25 protein-coding genes, 1 tRNA gene and 1 other RNA gene are annotated in these 23,864 nt (G+C 28.7%); 20 read left to right on the forward strand and 7 right to left on the reverse strand.

All coding sequences use genetic code 11. The annotated features are described in order from the left end of the window. Positions 1 to 173: 173 nt before the first annotated feature. Together serS and mtnA are read left to right on the forward strand one after the other, a co-directional pair. Positions 174 to 1,451 carry a serine--tRNA ligase gene (gene serS / locus MBBWO_RS04195; protein WP_116669627.1) on the forward strand — a complete coding sequence of 426 codons (1,278 nt, stop codon included), beginning with the start codon at positions 174 to 176 and terminating at the stop codon, positions 1,449 to 1,451. Positions 1,452 to 1,789: 338 nt separating this feature from the next. After that, a complete protein-coding gene (mtnA, locus tag MBBWO_RS04200; RefSeq protein ID WP_116669628.1) occupies positions 1,790 to 2,719 on the forward strand; it encodes an S-methyl-5-thioribose-1-phosphate isomerase in 930 nt (309 codons plus the stop codon). Positions 2,720 to 2,745: 26 nt separating this feature from the next. Here the strand turns inward: mtnA and MBBWO_RS04205 are convergent, their stop codons facing one another. Beyond that, positions 2,746 to 3,768, reverse strand: coding sequence for a class I SAM-dependent methyltransferase (locus MBBWO_RS04205; RefSeq protein WP_116669629.1), 1,023 nt, complete (start codon positions 3,766 to 3,768; stop codon positions 2,746 to 2,748). Between the two features lie 106 nt (positions 3,769 to 3,874). Between MBBWO_RS04205 and dph5 the strand changes: the two genes are divergently transcribed. The 5 genes from dph5 to MBBWO_RS08120 all read left to right on the forward strand — a co-directional run bounded on the left by dph5 (position 3,875) and on the right by MBBWO_RS08120 (position 7,059). Continuing rightward, positions 3,875 to 4,666, forward strand: a complete 792-nt coding sequence (dph5, locus tag MBBWO_RS04210; RefSeq protein WP_116669630.1) for a diphthine synthase — start codon at positions 3,875 to 3,877, stop codon at positions 4,664 to 4,666. A 324-nt stretch (positions 4,667 to 4,990) separates the two neighbouring features. Then, positions 4,991 to 5,149: a hypothetical protein gene (locus tag MBBWO_RS08115; protein WP_165807925.1), complete on the forward strand. Its 159-nt coding sequence runs from the start codon at positions 4,991 to 4,993 to the stop codon at positions 5,147 to 5,149. 119 nt (positions 5,150 to 5,268) lie between these two features. Continuing rightward, positions 5,269 to 6,171 carry a hypothetical protein gene (locus MBBWO_RS04215; protein WP_116669631.1) on the forward strand — a complete coding sequence of 301 codons (903 nt, stop codon included), beginning with the start codon at positions 5,269 to 5,271 and terminating at the stop codon, positions 6,169 to 6,171. After that, entirely contained in the window at positions 6,164 to 6,598 is a 435-nt protein-coding gene (locus MBBWO_RS04220; protein ID WP_243408464.1) for a PsbP-related protein, read from the forward strand. The genes MBBWO_RS04215 and MBBWO_RS04220 overlap by 8 nt, the downstream gene beginning before the upstream one ends. A 317-nt stretch (positions 6,599 to 6,915) precedes the next feature. Further along, the gene (locus tag MBBWO_RS08120) at positions 6,916 to 7,059 is read left to right on the forward strand and encodes a hypothetical protein (RefSeq protein ID WP_165807926.1); all 144 of its coding nucleotides are present in this window, start codon (positions 6,916 to 6,918) and stop codon (positions 7,057 to 7,059) included. Between the two features lie 27 nt (positions 7,060 to 7,086). Here the strand turns inward: MBBWO_RS08120 and MBBWO_RS04225 are convergent, their stop codons facing one another. Then, the gene (locus MBBWO_RS04225) at positions 7,087 to 7,830 is read right to left on the reverse strand and encodes a tRNA guanosine transglycosylase family protein (RefSeq protein ID WP_116669632.1); all 744 of its coding nucleotides are present in this window, start codon (positions 7,828 to 7,830) and stop codon (positions 7,087 to 7,089) included. A gap of 196 nt (positions 7,831 to 8,026) precedes the next feature. Here MBBWO_RS04225 and hdrC point away from each other — a divergent pair, with 196 nt between their 5' ends. The 9 genes from hdrC to MBBWO_RS04270 all read left to right on the forward strand — a co-directional run bounded on the left by hdrC (position 8,027) and on the right by MBBWO_RS04270 (position 13,776). Continuing rightward, positions 8,027 to 8,992 carry a CoB--CoM heterodisulfide reductase subunit C gene (gene hdrC / locus MBBWO_RS04230; protein WP_116669633.1) on the forward strand — a complete coding sequence of 322 codons (966 nt, stop codon included), beginning with the start codon at positions 8,027 to 8,029 and terminating at the stop codon, positions 8,990 to 8,992. 22 nt (positions 8,993 to 9,014) lie between these two features. Beyond that, positions 9,015 to 9,908 carry a CoB--CoM heterodisulfide reductase subunit B gene (hdrB, locus tag MBBWO_RS04235; RefSeq protein ID WP_116669634.1) on the forward strand — a complete coding sequence of 298 codons (894 nt, stop codon included), beginning with the start codon at positions 9,015 to 9,017 and terminating at the stop codon, positions 9,906 to 9,908. Positions 9,909 to 10,210: 302 nt separating this feature from the next. Beyond that, positions 10,211 to 10,480, forward strand: a complete 270-nt coding sequence (locus tag MBBWO_RS04240; RefSeq protein ID WP_116669635.1) for a DUF749 domain-containing protein — start codon at positions 10,211 to 10,213, stop codon at positions 10,478 to 10,480. Beyond that, positions 10,477 to 11,001, forward strand: coding sequence for a DUF2096 domain-containing protein (locus tag MBBWO_RS04245; protein ID WP_116669636.1), 525 nt, complete (start codon positions 10,477 to 10,479; stop codon positions 10,999 to 11,001). The genes MBBWO_RS04240 and MBBWO_RS04245 overlap by 4 nt, the downstream gene beginning before the upstream one ends. Before the next feature lie 27 nt (positions 11,002 to 11,028). After that, positions 11,029 to 11,718 (forward strand): metallophosphoesterase family protein, encoded by a 690-nt coding sequence (locus MBBWO_RS04250; RefSeq protein WP_116669637.1) that lies wholly within the window; start codon positions 11,029 to 11,031, stop codon positions 11,716 to 11,718. Positions 11,719 to 11,919: 201 nt separating this feature from the next. Then, positions 11,920 to 12,813 (forward strand): 2-phosphoglycerate kinase, encoded by an 894-nt coding sequence (locus tag MBBWO_RS04255; RefSeq protein ID WP_116669638.1) that lies wholly within the window; start codon positions 11,920 to 11,922, stop codon positions 12,811 to 12,813. Continuing rightward, a complete protein-coding gene (locus tag MBBWO_RS04260) occupies positions 12,810 to 13,205 on the forward strand; it encodes a CBS domain-containing protein (protein WP_116669639.1) in 396 nt (131 codons plus the stop codon). The genes MBBWO_RS04255 and MBBWO_RS04260 overlap by 4 nt, the downstream gene beginning before the upstream one ends. Positions 13,206 to 13,323: 118 nt before the next feature. Further along, positions 13,324 to 13,638: signal recognition particle sRNA (gene ffs, locus MBBWO_RS04265), an RNA gene on the forward strand. 54 nt (positions 13,639 to 13,692) lie between these two features. Further along, positions 13,693 to 13,776, forward strand: a tRNA-Ser gene (locus tag MBBWO_RS04270). Between the two features lie 13 nt (positions 13,777 to 13,789). Here the strand turns inward: MBBWO_RS04270 and MBBWO_RS04275 are convergent. The 3 genes from MBBWO_RS04275 to MBBWO_RS04285 form a co-directional block, all read right to left on the reverse strand. Next, entirely contained in the window at positions 13,790 to 14,695 is a 906-nt protein-coding gene (locus MBBWO_RS04275) for a cation diffusion facilitator family transporter (RefSeq protein WP_116669640.1), read from the reverse strand. 3 nt (positions 14,696 to 14,698) lie between these two features. Further along, entirely contained in the window at positions 14,699 to 15,808 is a 1,110-nt protein-coding gene (locus tag MBBWO_RS04280) for a pyridoxal phosphate-dependent aminotransferase (protein WP_116669641.1), read from the reverse strand. A 151-nt stretch (positions 15,809 to 15,959) separates the two neighbouring features. Continuing rightward, a complete protein-coding gene (locus MBBWO_RS04285; RefSeq protein WP_116669642.1) occupies positions 15,960 to 17,513 on the reverse strand; it encodes a radical SAM protein in 1,554 nt (517 codons plus the stop codon). Positions 17,514 to 17,971: 458 nt separating this feature from the next. Between MBBWO_RS04285 and MBBWO_RS04290 the strand changes: the two genes are divergently transcribed. From MBBWO_RS04290 to fwdF, 4 genes are all read left to right on the forward strand, one after another. Further along, positions 17,972 to 21,430: a transglutaminase domain-containing protein gene (locus tag MBBWO_RS04290; RefSeq protein ID WP_116669643.1), complete on the forward strand. Its 3,459-nt coding sequence runs from the start codon at positions 17,972 to 17,974 to the stop codon at positions 21,428 to 21,430. Positions 21,431 to 21,539: 109 nt separating this feature from the next. Continuing rightward, complete coding sequence (locus MBBWO_RS04295) at positions 21,540 to 21,998, forward strand: phosphopantetheine adenylyltransferase (RefSeq protein ID WP_116669644.1); 459 nt, start codon at positions 21,540 to 21,542, stop codon at positions 21,996 to 21,998. Positions 21,999 to 22,030: 32 nt separating this feature from the next. Continuing rightward, positions 22,031 to 22,222: an indolepyruvate ferredoxin oxidoreductase subunit alpha gene (locus MBBWO_RS04300; protein ID WP_116670026.1), complete on the forward strand. Its 192-nt coding sequence runs from the start codon at positions 22,031 to 22,033 to the stop codon at positions 22,220 to 22,222. Between the two features lie 10 nt (positions 22,223 to 22,232). Then, positions 22,233 to 23,228 carry a tungsten-dependent formylmethanofuran dehydrogenase subunit FwdF gene (fwdF, locus tag MBBWO_RS04305; protein ID WP_116669645.1) on the forward strand — a complete coding sequence of 332 codons (996 nt, stop codon included), beginning with the start codon at positions 22,233 to 22,235 and terminating at the stop codon, positions 23,226 to 23,228. A gap of 30 nt (positions 23,229 to 23,258) precedes the next feature. On the opposite strand, the gene MBBWO_RS04310 is transcribed toward fwdF, so the two are convergent. Both MBBWO_RS04310 and MBBWO_RS04315 read right to left on the reverse strand, forming a co-directional pair. After that, a complete protein-coding gene (locus MBBWO_RS04310) occupies positions 23,259 to 23,426 on the reverse strand; it encodes a class III signal peptide-containing protein (RefSeq protein WP_116669646.1) in 168 nt (55 codons plus the stop codon). After that, a complete protein-coding gene (locus MBBWO_RS04315; protein ID WP_116669647.1) occupies positions 23,426 to 23,638 on the reverse strand; it encodes a class III signal peptide-containing protein in 213 nt (70 codons plus the stop codon). Before MBBWO_RS04315 ends, MBBWO_RS04310 begins: the two co-directional genes overlap by 1 nt. Positions 23,639 to 23,864: the final 226 nt, after the last annotated feature.

Consider the following 23,864-nt stretch of genomic DNA (forward strand, 5'->3'; position numbering starts at 1 on the left):
AAAGCTAATTTATCTGTAAGGAATTCATAATAAATTGTTATTTGAGTGTATAATAGTGAATTTATTTTTATTTAATTAGCTATCATTTATTAAAAATTAAAATAAATCATTTTACTGCTAATTTAATTTATAAAATGTTATTAGATGAACTCTATTAAATTGAGGGTACCATTATGTTAGATATACAATTGTTCAGGAAAAACCCAGAAGTAATTTTTGATTCAGAGAAAAAAAGATTTAAGGATACTGAAACAGCTGAAAAAGTTATTGAATATGATAATTTATGGAGAGAAGGTGAAAAAAGATTAAACTTTTTACGTTCTGAAAAAAATAGATTATCTAAATCATTTAAACAGGCTAAAGCTGATGGGACTATTGATGAAGTAATAGCTCAATCTAAAAGTGTTGCAAATGAAATTAAGGAATTAAGTCCGAAAATTGAAGAATATATGAAATTACGTGAAGATAATAGGTATAAAGTAGGTAATATTATTGATGAGGATGTACCTATATCTGATACTGAAGATGATAATGTTATTGTAAAAACCTATGGTGAAATTCCTGAATTTGATTTTGAACCATTAAATCATGTTGATTTAATTGAAAAAATTGATGGGGCAGATTTACAAACAGCAGCATCAGTATCTGGAGCTAGATTCTATTATTTAAAAAGAGATATCTTACATCTTAACTTAGCTTTAATTAGGTTTGCTTTAAGTGAATTAGAAGCTAAAGATTATATTCCACTTCAAACTCCTTTCTTTGTTAAAGGTGAAGTTGCTGCAGAAACCTCTGAATTAGGTGAATTTGAAGAAACTTTATACAAGGTGGAAAATGAAGATTTATATTTAATTGCTACTGCAGAACAAACATTAGCTGCAATTCACAGAAATGAAATCATTGCTCCTGAAGAATTACCAATTAAATACTGTGCTTTATCAACTTGTTTCAGAAAAGAGGCAGGATCTCATGGTAAAGATACATTAGGAATATTTAGGGTTCATCAATTTGAAAAGATTGAACAATTTGTTTATACCACTCCTGAACAATCAAAAGAAGCTCATAAACAGTTATTGGAAGTTACTGAAGAGTTGTATCAAAAATTAGGATTAACCTATAGAATAGTAGCTATTGTGTCATCTGCTCTTAATGATAATGCAGCTATTAAATATGACCTTGAAGCATGGTTCCCAGGTTCAAACACTTATAGAGAATTAGTTTCATGTACTAACTGTAAAGATTATCAGGCAAGAAAAACCAACACCCGTTATGGTAAAGCTGGTTCTGGAGATGCACAAATATTACATACTTTAAACAGTACTGCAATAGCTACTGAAAGAACTATCTGCTGTTTACTTGAGAACTATCAGCAAGAAGATGGTAGTATTAAAGTTCCAGAAGTATTAGTTCCATATATGAATGGTAAAACTGTGATTAATGCAGTTAAATAATTTCTATTAAATGTGTCTTTTAAGTGCTTAATAAAGCACTTTTATTTTATATCTTAATTTAATCTGGGTAATATTTTGGTTCAATTATAAATCTTTTTTATTAAACCCTGTATAATAATGAATAATTAAATTTATATAACTTTAAATAGAATATATAATAACAGATGTATTTTTACATCTTTGATAATAGATAATCATTTGATTATTTATCATTAGGAAGAGAAGGCATAATAAATAAAAAAAATCTACATTATTGTAGAATTATAAATTAGAAACTAACTATTTATGCTCTTCTACTCTTTTCTTTTTTTTTAATCTTTTTTTTAGGTTGTAAAATTATGAGAACTCTTGAATGGGAAAACAACAAATTAAAACTTATTGATCAAACTAAACTTCCAGATGAATTAACTTATGTTTATTGTGAAAATTATAAAGATGTGATTATAGCTATTAAAGATATGGTTGTTAGAGGCGCTCCTGCTATTGGTGTGGCTGCTGCTTTTGGAATGGCCTTAGGTTATCTTGCAGGGGAAGATATGGAAAAGGTTGCATCTGAAATTAAGGCAGCAAGACCTACTGCTATTAATCTATTTTGGGCTGTTGATAGGGTTGCTAAAAGTGAAAATCCTCTAGATGAAGCTTTAAAAATGTTTGATGAAGATATTGAAACTAATTTAGCTATTGGAAAATATGGTTCTGAAGTTATTGAAGATGGAGATACTATTTTAACTCACTGTAATGCTGGAGCTTTAGCTTGTGTTGATTATGGAACAGCATTAGGGGTTATTCGTGCAGCATTTAATGAAGGAAAAGACATTAATGTAATCTGTGATGAAACACGTCCTCGTGGACAAGGGGCTAGTTTAAGTGTTTGGGAAATGCAACAAGAAAATATTCCTGTAAAACTTATTCCTGATGTAGCTTCTGGTTTTTTAATGTCTCAAAATAAAATTGATAAAGTTGTTATTGGTGCAGATAGGATTGCAAAAGGAGGAGTTGTTAATAAAATTGGTTCTTTAATGGTTGCATTGGCTGCTAATCATTTTAATGTGCCTTTTTATGTTGCAGCACCATTGTCCACCTTTGATTTTGAAGCATCTGTATTTGATACTGAAATTGAAGAAAGAAGTGCTGATGAAGTGATTTATTATGGTGGGGCAAGGATATGTCCTGAAGGAACTGAAGTTATTAATCCTGCTTTTGATATTGTTCCTAAAGAATTAGTCACTGGAATTATAACTGAAAAAGGTATTATTGATCCTATTTAAAAAAAGTTTTTATTATTGATTCTATTTTAATTAGAATCAATTATTTTTCCATCTATTGAAACATGCCACATTCCGGGGCTTGATGATTTTACTTTTCTAGTGTTTAAAATCTCTACTTTTTTATTCTTTTTATGGGCTGCTTTTTGTAGACGTTCTATACCTTGACTAAAAGAGTCTGAAAATTCATAATAATTTATTACTCCATTATCTGCAATTAAATCAACAGCCAAATCTAAAAATTCAAATGCAAGACCCGGGAGATTCATAATAATTCTGTCAAATTTTTCATTTTCAAAGTTTTCTTTAGCTACTTCTCTAATATCTCCGCAGAAGGGTCTTATTTTTCCTTTTAATTTATTTAATCTTATATTTTCATCTAAATATTCAATAGCATCACTGTTAATATCAACAGCAGTTATATTTGCATTTTTATTTTTAGCTATTACTATAGGAAATGGCCCAATACCACAGAACATATCAAGGATTTTTTCACCATTGTTCACATTATCTGCGATTCTTTTACGTTCTGTTGCAAGACGTGGTGAGAAATAAACTTCTTTAACATTTAATTTAAGCCTAGTTCCATGTTCTTTATGAATTGTAACAGCATTATCTTCTCCCGCTATTAATTCAAGGTCTCTAATCCTTATAGTGCCATGTATTGCACTTTTTTTCATAAAGACTGATTTTCTTTTTGTAAATTCTAAAGTAGCTTTGCCGATTTCTTTTTTCTTTGATTTTAGCTCTTCTGGAATTTCAACAATTACAATATCTCCTATTATATCAAAGGACGTTTTTAATTCTTCAATTTCTTCTATTGTTAACACATCTTTTAATAGCTCTGTAAAATTTTTAGGATATCTTTTTAGAGTTTCTAAGTCAATATCAACTATTTCATATTCTTCAGGTATTTTTTCCTCTTCATTTATTGGAATAAAACCATAATTATCTTTAGTTTTAATTTTATAATCTAAATTCATTAATTTTTTTTCCATTAATGCTTTACGTGTATCATTTAATGACTTTAATGGAACTTTCACGGCTTTCATAGTATCCTCTTTATCTGATATTGTAATTTTTTCCTAAACTTTTTATATTTCAGTTTTTATATTATTATATGGTTTTTATTTTATTAAATAGTAAGTGTGTTTTATCATGTTTTATTTAGTTGGATTAGGATTATTTGATGAGAAAGATATTAGTTTGAAAGGTTTGGAATGTTTAAAAAATGTTGATAAAATTTATGCTGAATTTTTTACTTCAAGATTATTTGGATCTTCTTTCGGAGCTATTGAAAATCTTATTGGAAAAGAGATTGAGGTTCTTGTTAGGGGTGAGGTTGAAGAAGAAAGTAAATTCATTGAAGAAGCTAAGGATAATGATGTTGCTTTGATTACAGGTGGTGATCCTTTAATTGCAACTACTCATAGTGAATTTTTGGTTCAATGTGCTAAAAAAGGAATTAAATATGAAGTTATTCATGGTTCATCAATATTGTCTTCTGCTCCAGCTATTTCTGGTCTTCAAGCTTATAAATTTGGTAAAGTAACCACAATTCCATTTCCAGATTACAATTTTTATCCAAAGTCTCCTTATGAAGCTATTGAAGAGAATTTACATATGGATATGCACACTTTAGTTTTATTGGATATTCAGGCACATAAAGAAAGGTACATGTCTGTTAATGAAGGTTTAGAATATTTAATGAATATTAAAAATGATTTGGATCATGAGGGTTTGATTACAGAGGATACCTTAGCTATTGGAATTGCCCGTGTTGGTTCAAAAGATGTTGTTGTTAAAGCAGGTTCAATTGGTGATTTAATTGATTTTGATTTTGGTGAACCTCTACATTGTATAATAATTCCTTCAAAGCTACATATTGTAGAAGCAGAATATTTAGTTGAAATAGCTGGTGCAAATCCTGATATTTTAAATGAAATTTAAAAAAAGAGAGTTAATGGGGGAAGAGGTAAAAAAAATATTTTCTACCTCTTTTAAGTTTTTTACTATCAATCAATGAATTATTTTATATTTGGAGATTATAAAATGGTCGATTAATATTGTCGTGTTAATTCTCCAGGATATGAATATTTATTCATATCAATATTTACTTAGACTTTATACTATTTAAATCTTGCTTCTTAATTTTTTGGTTTTTTACCACTCTGTCAAAAAAATTATTTTATGTATTTTTTAATGAGGATTTTTATAAAATTTAGTTAAAAAAACACTGCTCACTATATGTAAGAGAAAATCTTACTATGGTATATGAAAAAAGTAAAGCGTGTTACCATTAATGTCAATAGTGAAGTGGATTTGAATTTTCGACGGTTAGCCTCTTCAAAGATGTTATTTGAAACAGGTTGGTATTCAAAAGCTATGGAAGAAGCTATGTTATTATGGATTGAAAAAGAAGAATCTTCATAACTTGTTTTTTAAAAGATTGCTCTTTTTTTATAAAAATACCACTTAAAACATTAAATTTTTATATTATAAATAGGTTTATTATAAATTATAAACCTAAATTTTTTTTAAATGGTGTTCAAATGGAAGAAAGTAATTTACGAACTGTCAGAGTCTATACTAAAAAGTATTCTAGTAAAGATAAAGATGGAAATGTTATTGAAAAGGAATCTAAGCAGAAACAGGTTAGTTTGAAAAAAGATGACCCTTTTGAAGACAATGAATTAGTTGTTGTCTTAAAAGAAGAGGAATATAAAGATTTGCTTGCTAATAATCGTAAAGACTTTGAAGATATTATCAATGAAAAAGATAATGAAATTGCACATTTAAACAATCAATTATCTGCTTTAAAATCTTCATTTTTTGATGATATTGCTTCATTTAAAGATCAATTAGATGAAAAAGAAGAATTATTAAAAGCTAAGGATGAAATTGATAAATTAAATAAAAAACTTGTTAAGGTTAACGATGAAAGAATAGCTATTTTTAAAGAGCTTGATTATAAAAATAAAATGATTTTAGCTTACAATGTTGAGTTAAATAAATCAATTTTAAAAGCTATTAATGTTGTTATTGATGAGGCAAGAGATAATATTAATCAAAGAAATAAAAAACTTGTTGAACATCTTGATAAATCCATTGAACAAGCCAAACATGATGTAAATGAAAAGAATAAAGCTATAGCATTTGAAATAAACAGTACTGTTGATGAAATCAATGAAGAAATTCGTGCTACTAGTATGATTAAAATGCTTCTTAATAAAAATAAAATCAATTTAAGAGTACCTACTAATGATTTATTGAAACCTTTTGAGTTTGATATTGATACTAATCAATTATTATCAGGACAAGCTTTAGAACTTGATGCTGCTGAAATTTTAAAAGAAGTAATGCCTAAACTTCCAGAACCATTTTCAAAATATATTGACACTCTTGAAGAAGCCGATGCTGAAGAGGTTATTGATGTAAATAAAAAAGGTGATTAAAATAGAATTCAGAACTTTTAAAAGCAGTAAAGTTTCTTTTAAATATCCAGTTACTTGGGAAGTTGAAAAAGCTAATATTTCTAATAATCCTGATTGTATAGCTACTATTTCTAAAGGTGAAGAAAATCTTTTAAATGTTGTTGAATTTCCAACAAGGGCTGATATTGAAGAATTTAAACCTTTGATGGAAGATTTAATCACTGATGATGGTGGGGTTATTATCAGCTCTGATTTTGCCCTAAAAGCAAATAAAGAAGCTATTGAACTTCATGCAGTAATGTACACTCCTCAAATTAATTTTGATATCTATACATATGTGTTTATTGAAGAAAACAATATCTACATTTTTGAACTTAGGACTGTTGACAGTTCTGATGATGTTTTAAAAGAGTATGATGATCTTATAAATTCTTTTGAAATTATCTAATTTTTTTCACTATTTTTTTTCAGGCTTTGTTAATAATTGTTATAAAATTCTTTTAGTTTATTTAAGTTACTTTAATAAAAATTATATTTTTGTTCAATTTTAAATTGACATGTTTGTTGTAACATTTACTTTTTTATTTTAATTTTGTATTGTTTTAGAATATTTCTATAATAATAAAAGACAATATTTATATAGTTCGCATTATATAATACTATATATAAAAGTAAAAAAAAATATTCTATGAATGATAAGAAGACTTTAAATGAAAAATGAATAATGGAGAAAAATTTTATTTTTTTAAAATGAGGTAAACAATAATGAAATCATATACAACTAATGGATATATAGAGAATTTAAGAGACTATGTTAAAGAACACAAAAAATACTTCATTGAAGCATCTATTTTTATATTGACTTGTGTCTTTTTAGGTGGTTTTGCTTATATCTTTAGTTTAATTTAATCAATTGGATTTAGAATATTTCTCAATTTAATATAATTGAGTATATTCTAATAGATAATCCATATACTTTTTATCTAAAATTTTTAATGCTGAAATATTTTGAGGATTTGTATTTGATCTTTCTTCAACTAAATTTCTAAGAGACTTATTTTTCATATGTGTTTGAATTTCTTTTATAACAAATTTTAATGTGTTTAAATTATATTTTTCCAATTCTTCTCTACTTATGTCCTCATAAATAGGGTAAGTATCAAGTTCATAAGTTTTTGTTGGTGTTAATAAAACATTTAAATAGCTATAATATTCACTTGAATTGGATAAAAAGCCATCAATTCCCATATATGATAGAAGTGGCATGAAAGAAGGTTCAGCAAAAGTAAATATTAAATAGCTAGTAGGTTTTAATTCTTTTTTAAGAGTAACTATTAAATCAACAAGATCTCTTGGATGTAAGAGCAAGTCATCAGAATTTGCAATTAAAAAACCATTATATCCAAGTTCTTCTAATCTTTTTCCACATTCTACTCTTAAATCAATATATTTGGAACCTTGTATTGTTGCAATATTACATGAATCTTTGTATTCTTCTGCTTTTTTAAGGGTAAGCTCAACATTCCATTTAGCTATCTCATAGTCAACATTATAGGCAGATCCTTCACTTGGAGCTACTTTAAGTGATTTTTCATGAAATATGCAGGGTGTTTGTATATCTTCAAGTTTTCCAATTCTTCCAGGGCCATCATGTGATTTAATTTCGAATTTGCTATTCATTTATATACTCTCATTTATTTTATTATCAATTACTTATTATGTTAATTCTTTTTATTTTAAATTTATCAAAATACTGTAACCTTTTAGGTTACACAAGTGAAAATTTTAGTAACCTTTATATATGCTTCTTTTCTTAATTATTATTAGGATTTGAGGAAATCCGATCCTATGATTATCCAAAAATGGTGTGTTTTCAATGTCTATTTTAAAACGTCTTAAAGAGATATTAACAGGCAAAAATTCTGAAAAAGAATCAAACGTGGAAGAAAAAGTACGCGTTAATGTTAAATCTTCAGAAAATGAGGATGATGTTTCTGAAACCAAAACTTCTGAATCTATTTCAAAAATGAACAAAGAAAAAGCACCTGAAACTAAAAAAGACATATCATTAAAAGATGATGGATCTTCTAAATCTATTTCTAAAACAACTTCTGATAATGAAGAAGAGGTTGAATCTGAGCTTAAAGAAGTAGAAAATATGGAAAATTCAGATGAATCTGAAAAGTCTACAATCGAGTCAGCAGAACCTGAATCTGTTGAGTCTGAAGAAATTGAGAAAGAAGCTGAAAACAACGATTCAAAAAATAATAAAAAGAGAGATAATATGACTTTATTAAATGATACAGAATTGTTAAACGATTCAAACATCGACAAAGATTTCACAGCTGAATTTATTGATGCTGGTCTTGAAACTGTAAAACATTGTTTCCAATGTGGTACTTGTGGTGGAACTTGTCCTTCAGGAAGGAGAACTCCATATAAAGTAAGACAAATCGTAAGAAAATGTTTACTTGGATTAAAAGATGAAGTAATCTCCGATGATGCTTTATGGATGTGTACTACCTGTTACACTTGCCAAGAAAGATGTCCTAGAAGTGTAGCTATCGTAGGTATCATTAAAAAAGCAAGAAACATTGCAGCTCATGCTGGTTACATGGCTAAAGCTCACAAAATGACTGGTGTATTTGTAATGAACACTGGACATGGTGTACCTATTAACGATGCAACTAAAGCTTTAAGAAAACAAATTGGTCTTGCTGAAGTACCACCAACTACTCACTCATTCCCAGAAGCTTTAAAAGAAGTACAAACTATTTGTAAAGCATGTGAATTTGATGAATTAATCGGTTACGATGAAGCAACCGGCGGATTAAAAGAATAAATAAATTTTAGGAGATAATAACATGGAGATTGCATATTTCTTAGGTTGTATTATGAACAACCGTTACCCGGGTATTGAAAAAGCAACAAGAATTTTATTTGACGCATTAGATATTGAATTAAAAGACATGGAAGGAGCATCCTGTTGTCCAGCTCCTGGTGTATTTGGTTCTTTTGATGAAAAAACATGGGCATCTATTGCAGCACGTAACTTAACCATTGCAGAAGAAATGGGTGCTGACATTATGACTGAATGTAATGGATGTTTCGGTTCATTATTTGAAGCTAACCACATGTTAAAAGAAGATGAAGAAAAAAGAGCAGAAATTAACGAAGTTTTATCTGAAGTAGGAAGAGAATACAAAGGTACTATTAACGTAAAACACTTTGCTCAAATCTTAAGAGACGATGTTGGATACGAAAAATTAGCTTCTCTTATTGAAAAACCTTTAGACTTAAATGTTGCTGTTCACTATGGTTGTCACTTCTTAAAACCAACCGATGAAATTGGTATTGAAGAATCCGCTGAAAACCCATCTATTTTAGATGATCTCGTTGAAATCACCGGTGCAAAATCTATTCCTTACGAAGAAAAAATGATGTGCTGTGGTGCTGGTGGAGGATTAAGATCCAGAGATTTAGATGTAACTTTAAGTTTCACTAAAGAAAAATTAGACAACATGGAAGCTGCTGGCGTTGACGCAATTGTAAACGTATGTCCTTTCTGCCACTTACAATTTGATCAAGGTCAAAAAGAAGTTAACGAAAAATACGGAACTAACTATAGCATCCCTGTATTCCACTTAGCTCAATTATACGGTCTTGCTATGGGATTAGATGCTGATGAGTTAACTTTAGGTGCTCAAGTTATTGATGCACAACCAGCTCTTGCAAAAGCTTTAGCTCAATATCAATAAGTTTTTAGCTTATTTCGAAATCTAAATATTGATTAGGTATTGCTTTCCTTTTCAATTTCTTTAGGGCAGTTAGTACATAGATAATTAAGGAATTTATAGGATTGGGGCCTCTTTTATCTATGTACAACCAACTTAATTATTCATTAAACCAAAAGAGAGTGTACTTTCTAGTGCCTCTCTTTTTTATTTCAATGTTTTTTTAGTTTCAATATATACGAATTATTCGTAATTAAGTTTATATATTATAAGTATTATAAATTAGATTGGATATTAATATTATAAAATTATGTTAGGTGAAAGTTATGTTCGTAGCAACTTTAGATGGTATTTTCAAATATCAAGATTTGCCTGAAGAATATGGGCCTTATGTACAATTTAAAGCAACTATTGAAAAAAGAGATAAAATCAATAATGATGATGAAATAGCTATTTTAAAAATTACTGGTACTGACAGTCACCATGTATTGTTCTTGGATTCTTATAATGACATTATGGAAATTCAAAAAGAATTAAAAGATGCAGATGCAAAAATCAATCACACTACTTTAAAAATCATAGGTGGCCATTTATGAACTTGCCTTCTGAGCAAATTTGGTTAGTTCTTGTTAAATTGCTCACTGATTTAAAAAAGAAAAATCACGAAATTCCTCATGAATTTAATTCTGATTTAGCTTTAGCAAGGTCTTCAATTAATACTTATAAAAGGGATCCAACCCATCCAGAGATGATTAATGCATTAGCTAATGCTGACATGACTCTTAACAGGATTCAAGAATCTTTAATTACAATGGCTGAAGAAGAAGGGGAAGAATATCTTGATAAATGGCTTGATTACCTAAAAAGAGCTACTAAAGGTGAAACAGTATTTGAAATGCCTCAATCAAGATCTAAATTCTTAATTAACACTCCTCCCGGAATGTCCAGTGGTAGAATTACCTTAAAAAATCCTTTAGCAGAAGAAAGAGTCAATGAAATAGCTGAGTGGAACGGCCTTATTATTGAATTTGATGATGATTGTACTGTTGCACTTTATGGAGATAAAGATAAAGTTCAGCATGGTTTGAAAGAGATGGGTCCTTTCTTTTCAGAATGAAATTAAAAAGTAATTATGGTGTTAAAGATGAAATTTTTAGCAATTAGTGATATTCACGGCGAAGAAAATGAGAATTTATATAGGTATGTTAAAGAAAATGATATTGATTTAGTTCTTGTTGCAGGAGATATTACTGATTTCGGTCCTTTAGAGTTTGTTGGTCAATTTATGGATAATCTTTTTGACTGTGATTGTGATGTAGTAGCTATTCCTGGAAACTGTGACCCTTCAGGTATTTGTAATTCCATCACTGAAAGTGGAGCATTATGCTTACACAATAATATTATAGCATATGGGGATGCAGTTATTTTTGGTTATGGAGGTTCTAATCCAACTCCTTTTGATACTCCTGGTGAAATTCAAGATAATAAGATTTATGGGGATGTATATGAGTTACTAGCTGAATATGATTATTTAGCTAATGATAAAGTTCCTAAAGTTAGAATTTTACTTACTCATGCTCCTCCTTTCAATACTGATGCTGATTTAACTGATGGTGGAGATCATGTTGGAAGTCAGGGTATTCAAAAATCTATTCATGAATTTAAACCAGAAATTAGTATTTGTGGTCATATCCATGAGGCAAAATCCATTAGTAAATTAGGAGATAACACTATTGTTGCAAATCCAGGTATGCTTAAAGATAATGGGGCTATCTTAATTAATATTGAAAATGGAAAAAATTATTCTGTTGATATTATTGATTTATCCTCATAACTCTCTTTTTCTTTTTTTGTAAGTTGTTTTAAGTAATAGCTATTTTTCTAGATATTTTTTCAGTGTTTAACTTGTTTTAATCTGTTTTGTATTAAGTTATTTTTTTATTACTGTAAAACTTAAATAACAAATTTTATTTAACAGAAATTTAAAAGTATCTATCATAGGTATTAATATATAAATGTAATCTGAGTGATTCCTATGATTATGGTTAAAGGTAAAGTGGATGGTAAAGAATATCAGGAGCCTTTTTCTAAAGGTATCTTGGCACGTTCATTAACTACTGCGGATATGGGTTCTAAAAAAGCTTATGAAGCAGCCACTGAAATTGAATTAAAATTAATTGAAAATAACATTAATGTGATATCAATTACAGAATTATCAGAATTTGTTGCTGATTATTTACGTAATGAAGACCCAGCTATTGCAGAAAAATATCTTAAATGGAGAACACTTAGAAAAGCTAATGGTCCTCTAATTATTTTAATTGGCGGGGCTTCTGGAGTTGGAACTTCTTCTATGGCTTTTGAATTAGCTAACCGTTTAGGTTTAAAGAATTTAATAAGTACAGATATGATTAGGGAAGTTATGCGTAAAATTGTTTCTAAAGATTTAAGTCCAGTTATTCATAAATCCAGTTTTAATGCTTATGAAAGTATTAGGATACCTAAGTTAGCATCAAATCCAGTTGTTGAAGGGTTTAGAAATCAAGTTGAAGTTGTAAGTGTTGGTGTAGAAGCAATTATTGAAAGATCTATCAAAGAAGGAATTAGTACTATTATTGAAGGAGTCCATATTGTTCCTGGTTTTATTAATGAAGAGTTAATTGAGAAATATAATATTGTTGTTTTTACATTAACAATATCTGATCCTGAAATACATAAAAGCAGGTTTTATTCAAGATGTAGGCAGCCATGGGTTAAAAGATCTCTTCAATCTTATTTAGATAACTTTAATTCAATTAGAGAAACCCAAGATTTTATAGTTAACCAAGCAAAATTATCAGATTCTTATATCATTGATAATGTAGATGTTACAACTACAATTGATATGATGATGAATGATATTATTGACAAATATGGTGGGATAAAATGATGTTAGATAAAAAAGTAAAGGAGATTATGACTACAGATTTGATTACCATTACTCCAGACATTGATGTAGTTTATGCATTTGAAAAATTAATGGAACATAAAATTAGTGCAATGCCTGTAGTTTCTGATGGTAAAATGGTTGGAATTATAACTGCTACAGATTTGGGCCATAATTTAATTTTAGATAAGTATGAGTTAGGTACTCAAGTTGAAGAAATCATGGTGAAAGATGTTGTTTCTGTTTCTCCTGAGGATACAATAGCTTCTGTTGTTGAAACTATGAATACTAGTGTTCAAGGATCAGGAATTCTTAATCAGTTACCAGTTATTGATGATAATGGCAATTTAGTAGGCATTATATCTGATGGAGATATTATTAAGGTTATTTCTTAATTTAACTTTTTTATTCTCTTTTTAATCAGACTTTTTTTTATTTTTTCATTTTTAAGGAATATTTTTTCTATTTTTTAGCTATTTTAAAAAGATTTATATACTTATAATATTAAATATAGTTATGGCTAGACTGGAGGGTTAGGGGTCCTCTGTAAGCACACACCCCCTTTGGTGCAGTTGAAGTCCAAGAGGCGGCTTTTTGAAGGGATATCAGCCTTTAAAACCAACATAGAAACTTCGTCCTACAGGATTATTGGTGAGTTGGGTTTTACTGTAGGGTAAAACTTATTTCTCTTTAATTTAGGAATGTGTCAGGCCCGGGAGGGAGCAGCTCTACTAATAACAACTAATGCTTGTAGATTAACGGGGTGGAGTTGTGTTTTTTAGATCACTTATATTCTGGATTTTAGTCCACTTTTGGACATGCCTTTTTCAATAAGTTTATATGTAAGTTTATACATATTATTTAGTATACTGTTTTTGTAATGTCGGGATGGCCCAGCCTGGTACGGCGTCGGACTGCTAATCCGATGATCTTACGATCACGCGGGTTCAAATCCCGTTCCCGGCGCTTTTATTATTTTTTATTTATTAATTTCTTGTCTATGATCATATTCCAATCCATAAGGACAAGCATGCACAGTAACTGATTTTACAATATCAACATCATTTAATATGTTTTCTTGGACAATGTGAGCTATTTTATGTGAATCATCTAAAGACATGTTAGGATCTAACTCAATATGTAAACTAGCTATTGCATAAGCTCCTAAATAATCGATTTGAACATTGTGGGCTCCATAAACTTCTTTTGTGTTAGTTGCTACCTTTTCTATTTTTTCATATAAATCAGGAGTTGGAATTTTTCCCATAATAATATTAAGGTTATCTCTTCCAACGGAATAAGCTGTTTTAAGAATCATAATTCCAATAAACAATCCTATTATTGAATCTAAAATTGGAAAACCAGCACTAGAAATAACAATTCCAATTAAAATTGCAATAGATGAAAATACATCAACTCTTTGATGTTGACCATCTGCGATAATAGCTGGACTATTTATTTTTTTACCAAGTGAGATAAGGTAACTGCTTACTGCAGAATTTATGATGATTCCAATAACTGCCATTATTGCAGCAATAGAGTCAGGGCTTGTAATAACAGAATGGTTAACAATTTTATCAAGAGCCCCAGTTATAATTTCGTATCCAACCATTGTTAAAAAAATAACTATTATGAGGCCTGAAATAGCTTCTGCACGTCCATGACCTAATGGGTGTTCTTTATCTGCAGGTTTTTGACCTATTCTAAATCCCGCATAAGCTATAATTGTTGTTGCAATGTCTGAAAGGGTATGTGCTCCTTCAGATATTAATGCATAACTTCCAGATATTACTCCAATAGTTATGTTAAAAATAGTTAAAAAAGTATTGGCACATACACCTACAATTGCTGCTTTATTACCTTCTTTACCCCTCACTTCATCCATTATTTATACCTCTTCTAAGATATCCATTGCCTTAGCTATATTTTCATAGGAGTTAGCATAAGACATTCTAATGTGTTTTTCACCATTTGCTCCAAATGGAAGTCCAGGTACAGTTATAACTCCTGCTTCTGCTGCTTTTGATACAAATTCCATTGGGTTTTCAACTTCTGGATAAACATAAAAAGCACCCTCTGGTTTTGAACAGGTGTAACCCATTTCTTTTAAACGTTTAACAATAAGATTTCTTCTTTTTTCAAATTCTTTTACCATATTGTTTACAGAATCTTGAGGTCCTCTTAATGCTTCTAAAGCACCCATTTGTCCAATTGAATTAGCACATGCAGTACAATATTGATGTATTTTTAAAAGTTCTTCATTGAATCTTTCACTGGCATTTATATAACCAATTCTAATACCAGTCATAGCATATGCCTTTGAAAATCCATTGAGAGTAATTACATTATCACTGAATGCACCTGGGGAATAATGTTTTTTTCCATATATTATTTTTTCATAGATTTCATCAGAAATTACTAGAAAATCATAATCTTCAGCTAGTTCAGCTATTCCTTTTATATCTTCTTTATCCATAACTGCACCAGTAGGATTGCATGGTGAATTTAAGATTATTGCTTTTGTTTTGTCAGTGATTTTTTCTTGAACATCTTCTACTTTTAATTTTAAATCATTTTCCATTTTACAGTCTACAGCTACAGTTTTTGATTCACAAAGGTCGATACATGCAGGATAAGATAAGAAACTTGGATCTGGAAGTAATATTTCATCTCCTTTATCAAAAAAGGCTTGGGCACACATGTATATTGCTTCACTACCACCTGTTGTAACAATAATATTATTTATATTGGTGTCAATATTGTTATCCTTCTTAAGTTTTTTAACAATTTCTTCTCTTAATTCTTCATATCCTTTGTTTGGAGTATAATGACTATAATTATTTTCAATAGCATTATTCATTGCTCTTTTAATATTTTCTGGAATATCAAAATCAGGTTCACCAATACCTAAATTTATAGCATTTGGATTAGTTACTTCAAACATTTTTCTTATTTGTGATAATTCAACTTTTTTTGTTCTCATAGCTGGACTTAACATTTTAATTCCTCATTACTATCTTGAACCTTGTAATACATTAAGTTTACTTATTTTAGGTTATATTAAATTTTAAATCATTTAAAAATTAGTTTTTTAGTTTAATCTAAAATTTTGTCTTTAATAATATAAAAAAATGATATTGGTGATGTATTTAATCATTACAGGCTCCACAATTATAACAAACTCCTTTTTCACACCATGGAGTTTCTTTTCCACTTTCAATTCGTTTATATTCATTTACTAGAAATTTCTTTTTTATTCCAATATCAATATTTTCCCATGGTAATGGTTTAAGTATATTATAATTAGGGAGATATTCTTTCCATTCTTTTATGGTAATGTTTTTAGTTAATGATTTTTCAATAATGTTAGAAACTGTCCTATTTCCACAAGATAATATATATTGTATCATGCCTTTTTTAGGACTTTCGAACTTTATGTTATATCCTTTCATTTCTTTTTTAAGAAGTCTCATTTTCTTTTTAATATCTTTTAAATTATATTGTTCCCATTGTAGTGGTGTATGTGGTTTTGGAATTACTGGATTAACACTGAATTTTACAGTATTGTTATTAATATTATATTTAGCAATTTTTTTCATAAACTCAGATAATTCTTTTATGTCATCTAATGTTTCAGTTGGAAGGCCAATTAAAAAATATAATTTAATGTTAAAATTTAGTTCAAAAGCAGTTTTCACAACTTCAAATATTTTTTCATCAGGAATATTCTTATTGATTTTGCTTCTTAATTTTGAAATAGATTCTGGAGCTATTGTTAATGTTTTAAGTCCACTTTCTTTTAACATTCTAAGATGAGTTTCATCAATAGATTCAATTCTAAGTGAAGGGGTAGCAATTTGAAAATCTCTTTTTTTAAGTTCTTCAATTAATTCTGTGATATGTGAATAATCAGAAACTGCTGCACCTATTAAAACAATTTTATTTAGTCCTGTTTTTTCACGGGATATTTCAGCTATTTCAATTAACTTCTTCAGTCCTGTTTCACGCATGGGTCTATAAAGATAACTGGACATGCAGAATCTACATCCTCTTGTACATCCTCTAGATACATTTAGCATAATTGAATCTTTAAAAGCAAGTTCAAATTTTTCTTCATTTGTTTCACTTATTAGTGGGTATGTAACATGATATGCTTCATTCATATCTTCTACAATGGCTATTTTTGCACTATTATTTAATTTAGGAATATAAACTCCTTGAATATCTGAATATTTAGTTAATTCTTTACTTGGGTTCTGAAGGTAAGTATCTAAAATGGGGTCAATTACTTTTTCACCTTCTCCAATTACAAATAAATCAATAAAATCAGCCATAGGCATTGGATTTGCAGTAGCGCATGGTCCACCAGCTATTATTAAAGGATCATTATCTCCTCTATCTTTACTTCTTAGAGGTATTTCAGAGTCATGTAGCATTTTAACTATATTAAAATAATCCTCTTCATATTGCATTGTAAAACTTATGATATCAAAATCTTTTAATGGGCTGTTAGTCTCAATAGATCTTGTGTTAGGATAAATTATACGTTCACAGTAGCTATCCTTTCTATCATTAATCATATTATAAAGTATTTCATATCCAAGTGATGACATAGCGGTTCTATAAATATTAGGATAGCATAATCCTATTCTTAAGTTGATATCTTTAAGATTTTTTTGAATTACATTTTTTTCAAATATCAATATCATCATCTGTGTTATTTATTTGTAAAAATAATGTTTTTATAAGCATTTTTTATTTTTTCTTAATTTCCATTTATTTTTTATATAATAATTTATTTGCCTTTTATTTCATATTTTAAAGGTTATTTTTTAGTATAAATTAAATATTCCTGCTTAAATAGTTTTAATTATTGTTTAGTTATGTTTTTTTTCTAGATTAGTGATTTATGTAATTGTCTAATAAATGGTCTATGTTTCATTTATTTTTATCCTTTATTCAGTAATTTTACTTTTATTTTTTCTTTGAATCTGCTTTATAAATAAATTTTACCTTTTTTTATTAATATAGTCTTTTTTGGACTGTTTTTTTAAAATTAAAGGCATAAAAACATTTATATATAATTAAAATATAAATTACTCTACTCATTATGAATAGATAGTATTAGATATATATTGTATTTTTATTAAAAATTTTCGTAATGAGAAATAGAGGTGGAAATATTTCTTTAAAATATAAAACGTTTATTGCATCTGTTTTAATTGTGTTCTTTGTTTCATTGGGCGCAGTTTATGCATCAGATGCAGATAATGTTACTATTGATAATTCAAATTTAATTCAAGATGACTCTATGTTATCTTCATATAATTTAGAAGTTTCTAGTAATAATTCTATCTCAGAAAATAATTTAATTAGTTCTCATAATGATAATTTAATTGAGAATTCTTCTAGTTCTAGTGAAAGCTATGATGAGAATATTAATAATGATAATTCTAGTTATGTAGAGGAGGATTATCCTATTAATGTAGAAGATGCTCAAAATACACAAATTATTTCTGAGGATACAAACTCTACAAACAATGATTTAAATTCTACTAATCAAACTTATTTTGATTCAGAAAATCTTATATTATATTATAAGAATGGTACACAATGGATTATAACTTTATATGATAATAATGGTAATCCACTAGCTAATCAAAATGTTTCTTTTATTATAAATGGTGGGATTTATTATCGTGTTACTGATGAATTTGGTAATGCTTATTTGAATATTAATTTAAACCCAGGTAATTATTCAATTACTTCAATTTTTAATGGTAATGAATTCTATGCTGGTACAAATATAACTAATAATATTACTGTACTTCCTACTATTTCTGGTAGTGATGTTGTTAAGTATTATAAGAATGGTACTCAGTATTATGCTGTTGCTTTGGATGGTAATGGTAATCCTTTAGTTGGTGTTGATATTACTTTTAATATTAATGGTGTTATGTATACTAGGGTTACTAATGAAGAGGGTATAGCTATGCTTAGTATTAATTTAAATCCGGGTAATTACATTATTACTGCTATTCATCCAAATGGTTTAATGATTTCTAATAATGTTACTGTACTTCCTACTATTTCTGGTAGTGATGTTGTTAAGTATTATAAGAATGGTACTCAGTATTATGCTGTTGCTTTGGATGGTAATGGTAATCCTTTAGTTGGTGTTAATGTTACTTTTAATATTAATGGTGTTATGTATACTAGGGTTACTAATGAAGAGGGTATAGCTATGCTTAGTATTAATTTAAATCCGGGTAATTACATTATTACTGCTATTCATCCAAATGGTTTAATGATTTCTAATAATATTACTGTACTTTCCACAGTTATGGGTGAAGATATTATTAAAGAGTATAGAAATGGTACTCAGTATTATGCTGTTGCTTTGGATGGTAATGGTAATCCTTTAGTTGGTGTTAATGTTACTTTTAATATTAATGGTGTTATGTATACTATGGTTACTAATGAAGAAGGTATAGCTAAACTTAATATTAATTTAGATCCAGGTAATTATATTATCACTGTTATTCATCCAAATGGACAAATGATATCAAATAATATTGTAATTATTCCTGCAAATATTGTTATTACTTCTAATACAACTATTCTTGTGGGAAATGACAAAAAATATACTGTTACTCTAAAAACTGTAGGAGGTTCTCCTGTATCTTCAGCAGAAGTTTATTTCTACATAAATAATAATAGATATGTAGTTGTAACTAATGAGTTAGGTGAAGCAACTTTGGATCTTTCTAGTTTGCCTTTAGGTGAATACACTATTGAAATTGTATTTGCTGGTGATTATAGATTTAATTCTGCAAATGCTTCAGATAACCTTCTTTTAATTAATTCTACCACTATTTTAGATGGTGAAGATATTGTTATTGAATATCAAGATGGTTCAACTTTTGATGTTTATTTAACTGATTTGGAGGGTAATCCGTTAGTTGGTGAAACTATTATATTCCAAATTAACGGTGTAACTTATAAAGTGGTTACTGATGAAAATGGTAAAGCAAGTTTTGATTGTAGAAATTTGACTCCAGGTATATACAATATTACTTATTCCTATTCAACAAAAGGACAACCTGATTATAATAATCTTTCAAGCACCATTACTGTCACTAAACAAACTGTTGACATCTCTGGTGATGATATTGTTCTTTTACCTGGTGATGGTTCTTACTTTGAGGTTTTAGTAACTTCTAAAGATGGAACTCCTTTAAGTAATGTTGCTGTTGATATTATTATTAATGGTGTTACTTATTCAAGGTATACTGATGAAAATGGTATTGCAAGATTGCAGATTAATCTTGGTATTGGTTATTATGATGTATACTATGCTGTAACTGATGATTTATATTCAGCTAATAACGGTTCTAATAAGATATTAGTTAATGGATCCATTATGACATCTAATGAGACATCTGTCAATTTTGGTTCTGATAGTTACTTTACTGTTAAAATAACTGATGCTTATGGAAGACCTATTGTTGGTGCTACTATTCGTTTCGTTATTAGCAATGGTGAAACCTTATATGCAGTTACTGATGAAAATGGTATTGCTAGGATTAGTTTAAGTGACTTACCTATTGGAGATTATAATATATCATATTTCTATGATGTTGAAAATGCTTTTAAACAAAGTGGTATGAATTCTGTTCATGTTGTAGGTTCAATTTCTATTGATGATATGATTTCTGCAGCTGAAACTGTTAAAGAGTACATTGAAAATAATCATGCACTACCTGAAACTGTTGTTGTAGGTTCTTTTACTTATACCATGTCTGAATTTTTATATTTACTTGCAGTAGCTACTATTAATATGGATCAGGGTAATTTTGATAATATTTTTGCTATTGATGTGGACAGTCCAGATAGTCCTGTAAGTTCCGGTTCTCTTGGAAACTTATATGATTATGCATCTGTTGCTCAGGCTATTGTTGATTTTATTAATCAAAATGGTAAAGCTCCAAATTCCATTAACTCTAACTTAGGGGATATTGGTTATGAAAATTTAATCTATGCCTTTGCTAGAGTAGTGGCTTACTATGGTAATAATGGAGTAATGCCAAATTATGTTGCAATTAAATCAGTCAGTACAATTGATGTTCCAGATAGTCCATTAAATAGTCCAAATACTATTACTAATTTAGATCCATACAAAGGTGCTACAACAAATTGTCAGGTAAATGATCCTGCAATTCAAAGTCTTGCTCAAAGTCTTACTGAAGGTATTACTGGTGAACTTGAAAAAGCAACTGCAATCTATAATTATGTTAGGGATAACATTAGGTATGCAACATATTGGGATACTGCTTATGGTGCAAAAGGTACTTTAGATAGAAAAATAGGAAACTGTTGTGATCAAGCTCACTTACTTTCAGCTCTTCTTAGAGCTTCTGGATTTGCTACTAGATATGTTCATGGAGTATGTTCATTTACTAGTGGTAGTACCTATGGACATGTTTGGGTTCAAGTATTAATTGGTGACACATGGGTTGTTGCAGATCCTACTAGTTCTAGAAACAGTCTTGGAGATGTAAATAATTGGAATAATTATGGATACACTTTGAATGGTTATTATGCTACTTTACCATTCTAATTATTCCTTTTATTTTTCTTTTTTTTCTTTTTTTAATATAACATATTTATTTTTATAATAGTTTTAACATAGTATCTATTAAGGAAACTAGTTAAGGACGACTATTATTATGAATACTAAAAAATATAAGAAGGTTGCCGTTGGGGGCACTTTTGATAAATTTCATGATGGTCATAAAAAACTTTTAGAAACTGCTTTTGAGATTGGTAATGAAATTGAGATTGGAGTTACTTCTAATGAGTTTGGTGGCCGTAAAGGAGATATTGATTCTTGTAAAGAAAGAATGGCTAATTTAAAATCTTTTTTTAATGATAAATCTAATTTTTCCGTAACTCCTTTAAATGATCCTTATGGTACAACTGTATTTGATGAGGAATTTGATGCAATTGTTGTTAGTGAAGAAACTAAACCAACAGCTATTGAAATTAATGAAATAAGAAAAAATAAAGGGATGTTACCATTAGATATCATCGTTGTTCACTTTGTTTTAGCAGAAGATGGGGTTCCTATATCTTCTACTAGGATTAGGTGTGGTGAAATAAATAAAAAAGGAAATATATTAAAGTAATGAATGTAAATATTATAATTGGAGGTAGTTATATGGCAGTAAAAATCGACGCTGATAAATGTGGTCATATCGAAAATTGTCCTGTACAAGGATTATGTGTTAAATTATGTGAACAAGGTGCATTGGTTGAAGAAGATAATGATGTAAAGATTATTCCTGAAAAATGTGATGATTGTGATCTTTGCATTCAAAATTGTCCTAATCAAGCAATAAGCAGAGCATAGGTGTTGTAACATGTTTACCGTCGAAAGAACTGGGGATGAAGCTCGTGTTCTAACTTATAAAGACGATAACTGTGTTGCTTGTGGTATTTGTACTAATGTATGTCCTACAACTTCCTTAAGATTAGGTCCAGTTGTTCCAATAGCTCGTGGCCTTATTGAAATGGATTATCTTTCAGTTAATTCAAATACCTGTGTTTTATGCGGTTTATGTTCAATTGCATGCCCATTTGATTCATTGTCTCTTACTCTTGATGGGGAAGAAATTAAAGAGTTGGAAAACTATCCTAAATGGGATGTTGAATCTTCTATTAATGAAGAGGAATGTATGTTCTGTGGTAGATGCTACTCTGCATGTCCAAATGATGCAATTCTTTATGAAAGAAGTCTTCCCAATAGGAATAATCTTGTAAGGGGAGAAATTTCTATTAATGAAGATGATTGTATTTATTGTGGCTTTTGTGATGATATTTGTCCAGCTGGTGCTATTTCAGTAGATGCAGATATTAAAGGAGATAACTACAGTATTAAATTAGATGAATCTAAATGTGTTTATTGTAAATTATGTGCTAAAGTTTGTCCTGAAGAAGCTATTAAAGCTGTATGTACCATCTGTATGGAAGCAGATAACATTAAAATTCCTTCAATTAAAGGGAATGTCTTCATTGTTGGAGATGACTGTGTATATTGTTCATGGTGTAAAGAAATTTGTCCTGTGGATGCTGTTACTATTACAAAACCATTTGAAGGTTCTCTTTCTTTAGTTGAAACTGATGAAGCTCAATGTAAAGGGGACTCCTGTCATGCTTGTCAAGATGTTTGTCCTTGTAATGCTGTTGCTATTGAAGATAATAAATCAGTTACCAATTCAACTTTCTGTAATCTATGTGGTGCATGTGTAACTGCATGTCCTCAAAATATAAGAGAATTAAAAAGAACTTCAATGAAGTTAACTAATATTAATTCTGAAGCTTGGAAAGATTCTTTAAACAATTTAATTGGAAAATAAGTTAAAATCAAGGAATTTTTACTCCTTGATTTATATTTTATTTATAATGAAATTTCTTTCTTTTTTTAATACTTTTTTTAAATTTTCATGTACTGTTTCTTGAATGGTCGCTATATAATTTCCTACTAGTAGTATAATTATTAAGAGGCCACCGATTATAAGTATTAATTCTGCACTTCCTTGTCCGGAATTATCCATTATTCTCCCCATTTAGTTCTATTATTATCTACTGATGTTCTAACATCCATTATGTCATCACCTGCGGTTAAACTATTCTCACTTCTTTCCATATAATGTCTATAAATTAATAATGCGAAAATAGCTATTACAATTACTCCTCCAAATAATAGGATATATTCTGCGGCACCTTGTCCTGAATTGTCTATGTTTTGTATGTTTTTGATGTTCATGATATCACCTATAGTAATACTTATTTTTTATAAAATATTAATATTACGATTTTATTTAAAGTTATTACTTTAATTTTTTCTTTATTCTTCTTTTTAGTTTTATTTTTGAAAATACAGGTAATATCTTCTAAAAAAACACTATATTTATAAAGTAAATTAGTTAATATTATATAATAGTTATTTTAATTTAAATTTAAAAAATTAAAGGGTGAATTTTTGTGGAAAA

The sequence above is a fragment of the Methanobrevibacter woesei genome (assembly GCF_003111605.1).
In the GTDB taxonomy this organism is placed as follows: Archaea; Methanobacteriota; Methanobacteria; order Methanobacteriales; family Methanobacteriaceae; genus Methanocatella; species Methanocatella woesei.

Coding starts and splice junctions, on each gene's coding strand:
- serS (WP_116669627.1), top strand. CDS start 174: ATGTTAGATATACAATTGTTCAGGAAAAACCCAGAAGTAATTTTTGAT.
- mtnA (WP_116669628.1), top strand. CDS start 1,790: ATGAGAACTCTTGAATGGGAAAACAACAAATTAAAACTTATTGATCAA.
- MBBWO_RS04205 (WP_116669629.1), bottom strand. CDS start 3,768: ATGAAAGCCGTGAAAGTTCCATTAAAGTCATTAAATGATACACGTAAA.
- dph5 (WP_116669630.1), top strand. CDS start 3,875: ATGTTTTATTTAGTTGGATTAGGATTATTTGATGAGAAAGATATTAGT.
- MBBWO_RS08115 (WP_165807925.1), top strand. CDS start 4,991: ATGAAAAAAGTAAAGCGTGTTACCATTAATGTCAATAGTGAAGTGGAT.
- MBBWO_RS04215 (WP_116669631.1), top strand. CDS start 5,269: ATGGAAGAAAGTAATTTACGAACTGTCAGAGTCTATACTAAAAAGTAT.
- MBBWO_RS08120 (WP_165807926.1), top strand. CDS start 6,916: ATGAAATCATATACAACTAATGGATATATAGAGAATTTAAGAGACTAT.
- MBBWO_RS04225 (WP_116669632.1), bottom strand. CDS start 7,830: ATGAATAGCAAATTCGAAATTAAATCACATGATGGCCCTGGAAGAATT.
- hdrC (WP_116669633.1), top strand. CDS start 8,027: ATGTCTATTTTAAAACGTCTTAAAGAGATATTAACAGGCAAAAATTCT.
- hdrB (WP_116669634.1), top strand. CDS start 9,015: ATGGAGATTGCATATTTCTTAGGTTGTATTATGAACAACCGTTACCCG.
- MBBWO_RS04240 (WP_116669635.1), top strand. CDS start 10,211: ATGTTCGTAGCAACTTTAGATGGTATTTTCAAATATCAAGATTTGCCT.
- MBBWO_RS04245 (WP_116669636.1), top strand. CDS start 10,477: ATGAACTTGCCTTCTGAGCAAATTTGGTTAGTTCTTGTTAAATTGCTC.
- MBBWO_RS04250 (WP_116669637.1), top strand. CDS start 11,029: ATGAAATTTTTAGCAATTAGTGATATTCACGGCGAAGAAAATGAGAAT.
- MBBWO_RS04255 (WP_116669638.1), top strand. CDS start 11,920: ATGATTATGGTTAAAGGTAAAGTGGATGGTAAAGAATATCAGGAGCCT.
- MBBWO_RS04260 (WP_116669639.1), top strand. CDS start 12,810: ATGATGTTAGATAAAAAAGTAAAGGAGATTATGACTACAGATTTGATT.
- MBBWO_RS04275 (WP_116669640.1), bottom strand. CDS start 14,695: ATGGATGAAGTGAGGGGTAAAGAAGGTAATAAAGCAGCAATTGTAGGT.
- MBBWO_RS04280 (WP_116669641.1), bottom strand. CDS start 15,808: ATGTTAAGTCCAGCTATGAGAACAAAAAAAGTTGAATTATCACAAATA.
- MBBWO_RS04290 (WP_116669643.1), top strand. CDS start 17,972: ATGAGAAATAGAGGTGGAAATATTTCTTTAAAATATAAAACGTTTATT.
- MBBWO_RS04295 (WP_116669644.1), top strand. CDS start 21,540: ATGAATACTAAAAAATATAAGAAGGTTGCCGTTGGGGGCACTTTTGAT.
- MBBWO_RS04300 (WP_116670026.1), top strand. CDS start 22,031: ATGGCAGTAAAAATCGACGCTGATAAATGTGGTCATATCGAAAATTGT.
- fwdF (WP_116669645.1), top strand. CDS start 22,233: ATGTTTACCGTCGAAAGAACTGGGGATGAAGCTCGTGTTCTAACTTAT.
- MBBWO_RS04310 (WP_116669646.1), bottom strand. CDS start 23,426: ATGGATAATTCCGGACAAGGAAGTGCAGAATTAATACTTATAATCGGT.
- MBBWO_RS04315 (WP_116669647.1), bottom strand. CDS start 23,638: ATGAACATCAAAAACATACAAAACATAGACAATTCAGGACAAGGTGCC.